Raw genomic sequence first — 12388 nt, forward strand, 5'->3', positions numbered from 1 at the left:
AAACTTGTAAACATGCATTGCCTTTTCGCAGCGTTAAGGAAACACTGATTAGTTTTCCTTGTAAAACCAGGATTTTTCCCCGTTTATAGACAATACTTTCCAACGGTCGTCCTGGTCAATGGTAACATACGCGTAAAACTTTCCGTTTGCCTCAAATAATTTGAAAACCGGATTGTAATTCCCTTCATGCTGGATTTTATAATGACCTGCTGCCACCGCTTTTAATACGCCGTTTTCATCCGTTTTTGACTTTGGATTTGGGCCTACCCACCGGGGGGAATACGCAATCCAGTGATTCTCTTTGGTGAATTCGTAGCATACGATTCTCGCATTAGCCCAGCTGCGCAAGGTCCATTTTCCGAGAATGTCCGTATCAGCTACCGCCGGTTTTCCGCTCATCTTTTTATATTCAAATGTTTCGCCGGGTTTCAGATAGTTAAAGCCGGACTCGGTAACGGTAAAGCGGATACCGGTCTGCGTTTTTTCAAAAATCCCCCGGAAGTCCTGGTCGTCATTGACAGAACCCTGATTGATGGACAGCTTATCGCCGCTGATGTTGGCGTAGCCGTCGGCATGGGCCAGCCGGTAAAAGAAAAAGTCCACGTAATAGCCGCCGGTCTGTGGGTTGGCTTCCTTGATGGTCAGCGTGGAATGAGGATCGCTGGTACATTCCCAGGTACCCAGATATACTTTGTCCATGGCTTCATAATACTTCGGGTCACGTACATCCGGACCCGCGCCGTTGGGACCGGACCCGGCAAGCACGGTCCCATGTAATGCCATTGCAAAAATCAGAAAACAGACTGCTATTATTTTCTTAATCAATTGAAATCGCCTCCTTACCGTTTCAACATACGCGCGTGATGGCTATTTTGTTTAGCACCATATTACAATTCCTGCATGATATCAGAAGTTTCAACATACGCGCGTGATAGTTTTGTTTACACCGTCAGACTTTGCTGCCGCAGTTTTCACAGAACTTGCTGTTCGCTTTTAGCGGCGCGCCACAATTCTGACAATAGGGCGTCTGTGCAACACCGTTTGCTGCCGCTGCGTTCGGTTCGACTGCCTGTGCAATGCCGGCTGCTGCCGCAACGTTTGGCCCGCCTGTCTGTGCAGCACCGGCTGCTGCCGCTGCTGCGTTTGGTTCCCCTGCCTGGGGAAGATCGTGCGGGGTATTATCCTGAGTCAGCGTGTCCTCAGTGGGACCGTCTGTCCGCTGTATTTCCTCCTGCATTTCTTCAGGCCGGTTGTTTTGCTTCAGTTGTTTCTGGCGTTCAATCGCCTGCAGACGCAGTTGTTCTTTACGTGCCAGTCGGTCGGAAGCGATCTTGTTGCTTTTCCTGTTCTTTACGAAGAAATGGAAACCGATGCCGGCAAGAAATACCAGAAACGCCGTGCCGGAAACGATACGTGTAAAACGCTTGGCTGCTTCAGCCTCCGGGCTTTCTTCGGTGCCCTTGCCCTTTTTTCCGTCAGTCTTTTCGGTGTTTTTGCCGCTGCCGCCGTTAGTATTGTTTGCGTCGACTGTTGTTTTTTTGTCATTTGAGTCAGTGGTTGTTATTTTGTTGTCAGTATCAGTCGTTGTTTTTTTATCCGGACTGTTAGTAGTTACCGGTTGGCCTAAAGCCGCTGTAAGAACTTCCTCTCTGGCGGACAGGATCAGTTTGTTGACGGTGGTGACTTTCTGGTTATATTTACTGTCTTTGCTTTTATTGGTCAGGGTAAAGACTTCGATGACTTCCAGTGTATCCGCGTCTTTCGGAACTGTGTAGTTCAGGAACACGTTGCTCATGTTTTCTTTCCGAAAGTTCTCGGTCTTAATGACCGTGTCGCCTTTTTTCACGGTTACCTGCAAACGTATAAGGTTGGTTCGGCCTGTGATGGGAAGCTCCTTTGCATTCTTTAAGGAGCCGCCGATCACAAATTTAATTTTGCTTTCCGGTTTGATTTTGCCTACATAGGTGTGCCTCTTATCTTTTAGCCCTGCGTAGCGGAAATCTTCCGCCCCTTCCGCATCTACCGTTATGGCGGTCAGTCCCTGTTCAACGATAGAAGCGGCAGGTACCCGTCGCAATTCAGCGAAACAGGGCAAAGAGAAAAGACAGAAAAGGACGGTAACAATTGTCAGCTTTGTGATGGTTTTACTGAAAGTTTTCATCATTCTCAGCTCCATTATCAATCATTCCTAAAATATAAACGCCGCTACATTATAATCGCCGCTGTGCTGCCAATTAAAATGAACAGCAGCGCACCACCTAAAAACAAACCTATACCGCCCATCATCCGCAGCGTTTTGATGAGCCCCCATCTTTCGCCGTTCTCATCCTTCACGCCTACGCCGAACATGGACAGTACGGTGAGCTTCCGTGAATCGCTGTCGCCAATGAGTTTTTCCTTGCCGTTTTCCAGAATCTCATAAATAAACGGATGGTCAAAGGCGTCCATGCGAAGCCCTTTTGACAGATACAGCAGGGCGATGATGAAGGCGATGCAATACCAGGCCGCACCGTATCCCGGGGAATAGCTGTCCATAAACTTTTCGCCTTCCTTCATGTCGACCCAACGGAAGAATGCGGCGATGATGGCCGGCAAAAACACCGTAACAAAGGTGTTCACAACAACGGAAACCATACGGCTTAACGGGTAAAACCGAAGATGCACCGGTACCAGTTTTCCATCGTCGTTTCTCTCCCGGAAGACCGGCGTGTTATCGTAGGGGTTTTCCAAAACGTCTTCCCCTTCCGCGATGGAAAGGGTATTTCCCTTGCGTTCCGCTTTGGCGGCTTCCGTTTTCAATACAATGCTACGCACTACCTCACTGCCGTTTTGCGAAAACATAACCCCGTAAATGATAAAGGGCACGGAGGTGATATACAGGCCAACCCATGCATTGCCGAATAAAAATGTCAGGAGAAGGAAGGTGCCCAGGGTGTACAGGAACCAGTTCCACAGCCAGGGCCTGGATTTTTTCTCACGCCCGGTTGAGACGGCGATGCGCCCGGTCTGGCCGTTCATGACCGCAGTTACGCCCGTGTCTTTATATTTGGCTTTGATAAAATAAACCGGAAGCAATACCGGCATGGTCAGCAGATTACCGGACCGTAAACGGATGTCGACGCCCTCGGTCTGCATGACCCGTTCCACTTCCGGCAGGAAATCTTCTTCCACTTCCTGTAGGATACGCTTTTCCGTCTGGGCGTCAGAAATGTCGGACAGTTTTACATTCTGTCCGGCAATATATCCGTATTCAAAAGGACGGGCTTCCGACCAGTCAAAGGGCTCCATGGCGTTTAACGTCAGGTTGTCCAGCTGTTTGGAAGTGTTCACCGCAGTGCCATCCAGATATCCGTCGCAGTAAAAACTGCGCTGTGTTTCATCCCGGGTCACGGTGGCGGACACGGGTCCCCGGGCCAGCTGGTAAGGCAGGTAATATCCTTTGAACTGGTCCATGTTGGAAAGGACGGCCTGGCCTTCCGGCGTTTTTTCATTCTCGTGGGCCCACTCCAGCATCCGTTTTTTCGCCTCTTCCGGGGTGATAAAGAAAGGAATGATCAGTTCCGGCATCTGATCAGGACGCAGCAGATCCTTCCGGATCAGTTTGCTGCCGCAGAAGTCACAGGTACCGGAAGCCTCCCCTGCTTTGAAGATTACCTGGGCCCCGCAGGTAGGACAGGAGTGCTCTTCCAGAGCCTGGCCCGCCGAACCGGCTTTTATATTCTTTTTGTTCAGGTCGCGCCACTGGCTCATCTTCCGTTCCACTTCCTGGATTCCGGAAACCTGCCCGCAGTTCGGGCAGCTGTAGGTCTGGCGTATAATGTCGAAACCTGCGGGAGCGCCGCAGTTTTTACAAAAAATACGAAGGGGATTCATTTTCTTTCGGGTTTCCTCCATGGCGTCGCGCTCCTTTCTATAAATTTGTAATAGATACTGTAAGGCTTGTTTCTAATTTACATTATATCACTACGGGCAGAAAAATTGTTAAAAATACGGAAATCATGTAAGAATTATTTAATTTAATTACGAATTTAACAAAACAGAATCTTTATTTTCGCGTATGAAATGTGTATAATAAAAAATAGGAGGAACATTGCATTCCGAAAAGTATTGTAAAAGTATTTTAATTTTAATTTTTAATCATAAGGAGGTTCACAATGGGATTCTTTGGCAGCTTATTTGAAAAGAGACAGTGCTCTATCTGCGGAAAGGAAATGGGACTGACGGAACGCAAAGAATTGTCCGGCGGCAATCTGTGCGACGACTGTGCGGAAAAGCTTTCCGACTGGTTTTCCACAGAAGCCCGCAAAGCTTCCACTCCCCAGCAGATCAAGGAACAGCTTGCCTATCGGGAACAGAACCGGCAGGCTGTCGCGCAGTTCCATGCGACACGTACCATCGGCAAAAACACCAAGGTCTATGTGGATGAAATGAACCGGAAATTTATGGTTTCCAGCGCCAGCAATCTGCAGGATGATAATCCAGATGTGATTGACGCTTCCGCTATCACGAATGTTGCCGTTGATATTGACGAATCCAAACACGAACTGCGGACCAAGGACGAAGAAGGACGGAGCGTATCCTACAATCCTCCGCGTTATGATTTTTCCTATGATTTTTACGTAAACATCGATGTCAGCCATCCCTACTGCAGTCACAGGCGTATAAAAGTGAACAGCAGCAGCGTCTGGGTAAGGTACGACTATCTGCAGTCCAGAGGCATCACCGGTTTCGGAAATCGCAGCATGGGCACTTCCTTTAATGCAGGCGGAAACATGGGCACAGCGGCCGGCATCTTAGGCGCTGTTATCAACGGAATTCAGAGCAGCATGAACGCGAATAATCCCGGCGCTATATATCCGCCGGATTATCAGGAGAATATGGCGATTGCGGAAGACATCCGCGCTTCGCTGATGAATCTGCGTAACCCGGGCTCCGTGCCGACTCCCGGCATGGGCATGGGTGCGAATGCGGGTATGGGAACCGTAGGCGGCGTGGCCGGCATGGCGGCCGCCGGTGGTATGGCAGCTGCCGGAATGTCGCAGCAGGGTTATCCGCAACAGGGCTACCCCGGACAGATGCCCCAACAGGGTTATCCGCAGCAGGGCTATCCCGGACAGATGCCCCAGCAGGGTTACCCGCAACAGGGTTATCCCGGACAAATGCCGCAACAAGGCTATCCGCAACAGGGTTATCCCGGACAGATGCCACAGCAGGGTTATCCGCAACAGGGTTACCCCGGACAGATGCCACAACAGGGTTATCCGCAGCAGGGTTACCCCGGACAGATGCCGCAACAAGGCTATCCGCAACAGGGTTATCCCGGGCAGATGCCACAACAGGGTTATCCGCAACAGGCAAGCGCAGGCAGCTGGACCTGCCCCAACTGCGGAACGGCGAATCAGGGTCAATTCTGCATAGGCTGCGGAGCACCGAAACAGTAACCGTTTGCATATCCTAAGGAAACACTGATTCATTCGTACAAATTCATATAATCAGCGTCTCTCATAATAAAACTTTATATAACTTTTGATTCATAAAATTATAGCGCTCCTGTAAAGCAAGCAGGAGCGCTATTCGTTTGCCTTATTTACTTATTTATTTAGTTTTCCGTAATGAGAATCACACTTCACAACACTGCAACACTATTTACTCTTCCCGATTTTCCCGTTCCCAAAGCAAGCTTCCCAGCGTACTGAACAACTGCTCCGGATCAATGGGTTTGCTCAGATGAACATTCAGCCCGGCCTGTAAACTCCGCTGCACATCTTCATCGAAGGCGTTGGCAGTCAGGGCGACAATGGGAATTACTTTAGCGTCCGCCCTGTCCATGGCGCGGATGTTTGCGGTAGCGGTCAGTCCATCCATCTCCGGCATGCGGATATCCATAAGGATGGCGTCGTAATAATTTTCCGGATGCTCCGCGAACTTTTCTACCGCAATTTTGCCGTTGAGAGCATGGTCTACTTCAATCTCCTTCATGCTCAGCAGCATCATGACGATTTCCGCATTGATAGCCACATCTTCCGCCAGAAGGATACGGCGCCCCTTCAGTTCCGCCTTTCTCTCTTTCTGTATCGTTACAATATTTTTCCGTTTCACAGCCTGACGGAATTCTTCCATCACATTTGTCGCAAACAACGGCTTGGCAATAAAGCTGTCCACACCGGCAGCGATGGCTTCTTCCGTAATATCGTCCCAGCGGTAGGCCGTCAGGATGATAATGGCGGATTCATTGCCCACAATCCCGCGAATCTGCCGAGCCGTTTCCACTCCGTCCATCTCTGGCATTTTCCAGTCCACTAATATTAAATTGTAGGGATCGCGCCGGGCATGCTGGAACCGTACTTTTTCTACCGCTTCTCTGCCGGACAATGCCGTATCCGCCGGGATGCCGACCTTTTCCAGCACCAGTCTTGCATGTTCGCAGGCAATGGAATCGTCGTCAATTACCAGCACTTTCATTTCGCGGGGATTAAGTTCTGGTTCATCCATTGCATTGGTGCGTTGGGAATCCATCAGCGTAACAGTCACGGTAAATGTGGTGCCAGCCCCCTTTTCGCTTTCCACTTCCAGCTTTCCGTTCATTACGTCCACCATGTTTTTGGTGATGGCCATGCCCAAACCGGAACTTCCGTATTTACTGGTTGTAGAAGAATCCTCCTGGCTGAAGGCATCAAAAAGCTTCGGCAGGAATTCTTTACTCATACCGATGCCGGTATCTTTTATGACAAACTGCATCGTCGATTTATTATCGAAGCTGGCAACCCGTTCTACGGTAAAATCAATATGGCCCTCTTTCGGTGTAAACTTCACCGCATTACTTAAAATATTCAGGATGATTTGCCGCAGCTTCATATCGTCGCCGATATAATAGTCATCAATATGCCCGTTGATGTTGCAGCGGTAGTTGATGCCTTTCTCGGTGCACTGGCCGCTGACCAGCGTATTGATCTGTTCCAGCAGGTGCGAAATAGAAAATTCTTCATTCTTCAGGCTCATACGCCCGGATTCGATGCGCGACATATCCAGGATGTCGTTGATCAGATGCAGCAGATGCTGGGCCGAGTCCCCGATTTTTTCCAGATATTCTTTCGTGGATGGGGAAAGACCCTTTTCGCTGAGGGCGATATTATCCAGACCGATGATGGCGTTCATGGGGGTACGGATTTCGTGGCTCATGTTGGAAAGGAACGCGGTTTTGGCTTTGTTTGCTTCCTCAGCTACCGTAAGCGCGTCGCTGAGCGCCTGATTCTTTGCCATGTCCTCCCGGGTTTCCTGGTCAACATCCGTAAAGCCCACACCAATCGCATGGACGATGTGGTCCTCCCGGTCCTCCGCATGACGGACGCCGGCCATGCGAAGCATCTCGTAGGTTTCTTTCCCGTCCCGGTTCACAAGGTAACGGTAGCTGATTACGAGACCTTTTTCCAGCGCCGCCCGTATGGATTCCGGGTTAATAAAGTTCAGGAAACCTTCCCGGTAACTGTCTGTAACAAACTTTTCCGCATACTTGGTAAATAATTCATGGAAGCAAACGTTCTCCCCTTCTTTCGGCGCGCCGGGAAGTTTGGAGCCGGAACGGACACAGATGCTCTGGTCGGTATCCAGGTCTACAAAATAAACGCTTCGGTAATCGGAAGCCAGCGCCGTGATCATCTTATCCTGACGTACACGCTGCTTTTCCTGTTCCAGCAGCTTCTCCTGCAAGGACAGGCGTTGCTCCAGTTCCTGCTGCTTTACCCGGGTCTCCGCTTCAAAGGTTTCTTTTTCCAGTTCCAGCCTGGCGGCACGGCGCATCTGCCGCAGCATGAACATAAACATAGCCATCAGTACGGCCGCGGTCAGAAGGATCTGCGCCAGGTTGCGCGACATCATACTGTTGGTAATGGAACTGATCTGTTCACTGATCAGGCTTTCCCGGATCAGGTAGGTAAGCATCCAGGTTGTCCCCTTGATAGGAACATAATACATGGTTTCCGCGATTTTATTATATGTGAAAGAAACATAACCGTCTTTTCCCCTGGCAAAATCCTGTTTCATCTTTTCCAGGGAGTTTCCGGAGTCAAAGATGGCGGATTCCATCGCCTGCAGCAGATTGGTATCGGCAGACAGACCGCCCAGTACCACATTCGTCAGCGGGATTCCGGCTTTTGTATAAATGTTACAAAACGTGGTTTTATTGCCATCGGCCTGCAGGGAAACGCCTTCCAGCATACGCTGCATGTCGATTTCCATGAAGCTTGCAACCAGCGTCTGCCCGTTAAACGGGAGTTTTTTCAGTGGAATGGCGATGATTACACTTTTGTTTTTGGCTTCGATATTCTTTATGGAAATCTCAGGACCTGTGAGAGCCCGGTAATCAAACTGGTAGGAATCAATATCATTCTGCAGTCCCTGGGCCGTATAAATCAGCCCGTTGCTGTCCACAAAGGCAAACTTTTCCAGTCCGTACAATTGTTTCATCCTGCGCTGGAACGCCTGCAGATGGTCTATGTCCTGCAAATCGTAAGGCTCAAGCAGACCCGTTGCCACCTGAAAATTATCAATCGTCTTTTTGAGATTGGACGCAATGACCTGTTCCCGCCGCCCTGCCAGTTCGTCAAGATATAACAGGCTGACGGAACGTACGGCATCTTCGGTATCTTTTTTTGCGATCCTGCCCATCCACATGGTGCCAAAGATCAAGATAACCGATACAATGATACCGCCTATGATTGCGGCTTTCTTAATACCGTTTGATTTGCTGCTTTCCATATTATTGGCCATTGTGTATCACGCTCCTGTATGTTTTGCACTGTTCTGTTTGGCAAGAGCCTGTGCTTCCGCAAATTTCTGCTCCCGTCTGATCTGGGCGTCGATGTTGCTGACACCTACCACAACGTGGCGGCTGTCATTTTCGGAATCTTCCATGAGAATGATTTTCATATGGGCATATACGCTTTTTCCGCCGTTAACCAGGCGGTAGGTAACCGAGATACTTCCGTTTTCATTCAATTCCTTCAGCATGTTTTCTTTGTTCAGCACGTAAAGCACTGTCTCAAGATCGTCTTCATGAACCGCAAGGGGCGCATTGTGCAGACAGCTTTCAAAGAAATCAATGCCGTTGTTTTCCGTTTGCAGTTCCTTGTATTTATCGGCGGAGCTGAATTCAATGAAGGCGTTTGTATCCAGGTTCACATAATAAATGCTGAAATACTCGCCGGCCAGCGCCTGGGCAATGCGGGCATAGGTCAGGCTGTCCCTGTGTACTTTCTGCAGTTTCGTCTCCTGTGTCTGCCGGTACAGCGACTGGGTATGAATATTACTGATGCCGATGACCACGCCCCGGCTTTCACTGCCGGGCCGCGCCAGCTTCAGGCGACAGTATTCCGTCTGACCATTCGCCAGCTTTCGATAATCGATGGAGTATACCGGCATTTTGTCCAGCAGGCTGATCACTTCTTTCTTCTCCATGACAGCCAGTATTTTTTCCAGGTCTTCCGGATGAATCACTTTTTTTAAGTTCTTCCTGCACTCCCGGAAAAAGCTGGAGCCGCTGTGCTCCAGATGCAGATCCGCATAGGCGTCTTCCGCTTTAAACGCTGTATATTCTTCCGTGTCCAGATCTACATAATACACTCTTTCAAAATCGCTGGAAAGAGCATGGGCGATGCCATACAACTCTACGATTTTCAGCTTTTGCTCCGCTTCCGCAGAAGCGTTCCCTTCTGCGTCTGCATCCTGTGCCGAATGGCTGCCTTCCATAGCGGCAACCTCCCGGTTCGGTTTTGTAACGCCGGCACTTGCAGCCTCGGACTGTTTCTTCTTTTGTATAATAAATGTTTCAAATTCTTCCGCCGGTACCGGCCTGGAAAAATAATATCCCTGTACAATGTCGCAGCCCAACGCTTTTAACGTGGTGAGCTGTTCTTCTGTTTCCACACCTTCTGCAATGACAGGCACCTTCAGATACTCCGCAATGTCGATGATCAGCTCGATCATGCGGGTATCCTTTCGCTCGCTGAACGCAGTGCGGATAAATTTCATGTCCAGCTTCAGCGCGTCAATCGGCAGCATGGACAACATATTCAGGGACGAATACCCGGTCCCGAAATCATCCATCTCAATGCGGAATCCTAACTTACGGAGCTGCTTTACGATGTTGATAATCTGTATGGAATTATCGGTGTAGGCGGATTCCGTAATTTCCAGCAGGTACTCTGCCGTGGTTAACCGATTTTCTTCAATTGTTTTTTTAAATATGGAAATGAGTTCCGGATCATACATATCCACACGGGATACATTGACCGATACCGGCACGGTAACGCCCAGCGTATCTTTCCAACGGCGGATCTGTGCGGCGGCTTCCTGCCAGACGTAATGGTCCAGCTTCTGGACCAGGCCGTTGTCTTCCAGCAGCGGAATAAACAGACCCGGGTCGATCATGCCCAGCCGGGGATGTTTCCAGCGGACCAGCGCTTCCGCACTGGCGAGGACAGGCTCGTCCTTACGCACGTCAAATTTAGGCTGGTAATAAACCTGGAACTGGCGCTGCTCCAGCGCACTCCGGAAATCATCCAGCAACTGCTCTTCATACAGTTTTCGTTATGAAGTTTATTATCATAATACGAAATCGTCTGTCCATACTTGTTTCGTCCGGTGTCGGCCGCCATCTTTGCCCGGTCAAAACGCCGTTCGATATCAATGCTTTTATCTACGTCAGGATACACGCCCATACGCAGATGAAACCGGTTTCCGGATGCGGCCGCGTTATCATCAAAATCCGAAGCAGCCTGCTCCATCATTTCTTTATAATGCTCACCGTGGCGGCAATAGATCAAAAACGTATCCGCCTCCAGACGACAGGCAAAGCCGCCGGCTTTGCGGAGCAGCACCCGGATCAGATCCGCAAGATGGCGAAGCACCGTGTTACCGTATTCCTTGCCATACCGTTCGTTGATGTTATGAAAATGATTGATGTTTACCAGGATCGCGTCCATGGGGATTTCTTTGTTACGCAAATCAAACTGTTCGGCATAACGGAAAAAATATTCACGGTTGTAGAGTCCGGTCAGGGAATCCTTTTCCGTTGACTGGATCAGTCTCCGGTCTTCCTCCAACTCAATGGTGCGCTTTACCCGAGCCATGATAATTTCCGGCAACGGGTACGGTTTGGGAATAAAATCACTGGCGCCCAGCTGCAGGCTGGGTACTTCAGATTTGTGATCGGAAGTCAGCACAATCACGGGAATATGTTTCATTTCCTTATTGCTCTTGATCAGCTTCAGCAAATCAAGCCCGTGTATCCCCGGCATAACCAGATCCAATAAGATCAGCGCCAGATCGTTCCTGTGATCGCGGATGGCAGCCAGCCCTTTTTTGCCATCCTCCGCAAAAATTACATGATACTCTTCCGAAAGAATCTGCCCGAGAATCTCCCGGTTGATCAGTTCGTCGTCCACAACCAGTACCATTAGCTTTTTATTTTCAGGAGTAAATTGTTCCTCCGTCTGAAGCATAGACTATCCTTCTTTCTGATTTGCAAACTATGGAAACTCATTAAATCAGCGTCTCCCTATGTTACTTCCTGCAGCTTCATCAGCATATTATAAACGGTAATCAGCGGCAGCCCTACTACATTATCGTAACTGCCTTCGATCCGTGCCACCAGCGCAACGCCTTTGCCCTGAATGCCGTATGCGCCGGCCTTGTCCAGCGGCTCGCCGGTGCTGACATACCGGTCAATTCTTTTTTCCGTAAGCTTACGGAAGTGCACCCTGGTGGTGATGACCTGCAGCATCGTCTTATCCCGATACAACACGACAGCCGCCGTTTTGACTTCGTGCACGTTGCCGCTCAGCTGTCTGAGCATGTCCTTCGCGTTGTCCGGGTCTGTGGGTTTGCCTAATATTTTATTTCCCAGTACGACAATGGTATCGGCGGCGATGACCGGCGTCCAGGTTCTCGTCACGGCCGCGGCAGCCTTGCCTTTGCCCAACGCGTTATAGGCGCAGACAAGCTCTGCGTCCCGGTACTGGGAAAGCAGCACCAGATCTTTTTCGCAAAACGTTACGTCCTGTTGAGTGGAATCCGCAGACAAAAAGTTTTTTCGTAATTGTATCAACTGCTCCATTGCTTCGTTTACCGTCTCCACTTCCGCAAACGGAAGAGAACGTACTTCCACGTCCCAGCCTATTTGCTTCAGTAAATCATAACGGCGGGGCGACCCGGAGGCCAGAATAATTTTCATGATGATTACACCTTTATCATTTGGATATACACTGTGAAAACATAAAAAGTTTTTTCTTATTAAACCACTTTAAATTTAAATCACTTTACATCATTGCATAATTAACCAATTCTATTTTACCACATTCTCCAAAAAATGTTACATAATATAGAAATAATT

Annotated in this window: 8 protein-coding genes; 1 reads left to right on the plus strand and 7 read right to left on the minus strand. The window is 49.3% G+C overall.

Annotation, left to right across the window (positions count from 1 at the left end; genetic code table 11):
• Positions 1-48 precede the first annotated feature (48 nt).
• The 3 genes from QZV31_RS02575 to QZV31_RS02585 form a co-directional block, all read right to left on the minus strand.
• Positions 49-825, minus strand: a complete 777-nt coding sequence (locus tag QZV31_RS02575; protein ID WP_295357691.1) for a hypothetical protein — start codon at positions 823-825, stop codon at positions 49-51.
• A 124-nt stretch (positions 826-949) separates the two neighbouring features.
• Positions 950-2164 carry a zinc ribbon domain-containing protein gene (locus QZV31_RS02580; RefSeq protein ID WP_295357693.1) on the minus strand — a complete coding sequence of 405 codons (1215 nt, stop codon included), beginning with the start codon at positions 2162-2164 and terminating at the stop codon, positions 950-952.
• Between the two features lie 41 nt (positions 2165-2205).
• The gene (locus QZV31_RS02585; RefSeq protein ID WP_295357696.1) at positions 2206-3894 is read right to left on the minus strand and encodes a hypothetical protein; all 1689 of its coding nucleotides are present in this window, start codon (positions 3892-3894) and stop codon (positions 2206-2208) included.
• A gap of 260 nt (positions 3895-4154) precedes the next feature.
• On the opposite strand from QZV31_RS02585, the gene QZV31_RS02590 reads away from it, so the two are divergent.
• Positions 4155-5441, plus strand: coding sequence for a DUF4428 domain-containing protein (locus tag QZV31_RS02590; RefSeq protein ID WP_295357699.1), 1287 nt, complete (start codon positions 4155-4157; stop codon positions 5439-5441).
• A gap of 205 nt (positions 5442-5646) precedes the next feature.
• Here the strand turns inward: QZV31_RS02590 and QZV31_RS02595 are convergent, their stop codons facing one another.
• From QZV31_RS02595 to QZV31_RS02610, 4 genes are read right to left on the minus strand one after another with little or no spacing between them, the layout of a single operon-like run.
• On the minus strand, positions 5647-8766 hold the full coding sequence (locus QZV31_RS02595) for a response regulator (RefSeq protein ID WP_295357702.1): 3120 nt from the start codon (positions 8764-8766) through the stop codon (positions 5647-5649).
• A gap of 6 nt (positions 8767-8772) precedes the next feature.
• Positions 8773-10494, minus strand: coding sequence for an EAL domain-containing protein (locus QZV31_RS02600; protein WP_295357850.1), 1722 nt, complete (start codon positions 10492-10494; stop codon positions 8773-8775).
• Positions 10422-11498: a response regulator gene (locus QZV31_RS02605; protein WP_295357705.1), complete on the minus strand. Its 1077-nt coding sequence runs from the start codon at positions 11496-11498 to the stop codon at positions 10422-10424. Before QZV31_RS02605 ends, QZV31_RS02600 begins: the two co-directional genes overlap by 73 nt.
• Positions 11499-11554: 56 nt before the next feature.
• Entirely contained in the window at positions 11555-12229 is a 675-nt protein-coding gene (locus QZV31_RS02610) for a Maf family protein (protein WP_295357709.1), read from the minus strand.
• Positions 12230-12388: the final 159 nt, after the last annotated feature.

The organism is uncultured Succiniclasticum sp., assembly GCF_902793885.1.
Taxonomy (GTDB): Bacteria; Bacillota; Negativicutes; order Acidaminococcales; family Acidaminococcaceae; genus Succiniclasticum.

What these genes read in the sequence shown, in the direction of transcription:
- QZV31_RS02585 (WP_295357696.1), bottom strand. Translation starts at nt 3,894, where the DNA reads ATGGAGGAAACCCGAAAGAAAATGAATCCCCTTCGTATTTTTTGTAAA.
- QZV31_RS02610 (WP_295357709.1), bottom strand. Translation starts at nt 12,229, where the DNA reads ATGAAAATTATTCTGGCCTCCGGGTCGCCCCGCCGTTATGATTTACTG.
- QZV31_RS02580 (WP_295357693.1), bottom strand. Translation starts at nt 2,164, where the DNA reads ATGATGAAAACTTTCAGTAAAACCATCACAAAGCTGACAATTGTTACC.
- QZV31_RS02595 (WP_295357702.1), bottom strand. Translation starts at nt 8,766, where the DNA reads ATGGCCAATAATATGGAAAGCAGCAAATCAAACGGTATTAAGAAAGCC.
- QZV31_RS02605 (WP_295357705.1), bottom strand. Translation starts at nt 11,498, where the DNA reads ATGCTTCAGACGGAGGAACAATTTACTCCTGAAAATAAAAAGCTAATG.
- QZV31_RS02590 (WP_295357699.1), top strand. Translation starts at nt 4,155, where the DNA reads ATGGGATTCTTTGGCAGCTTATTTGAAAAGAGACAGTGCTCTATCTGC.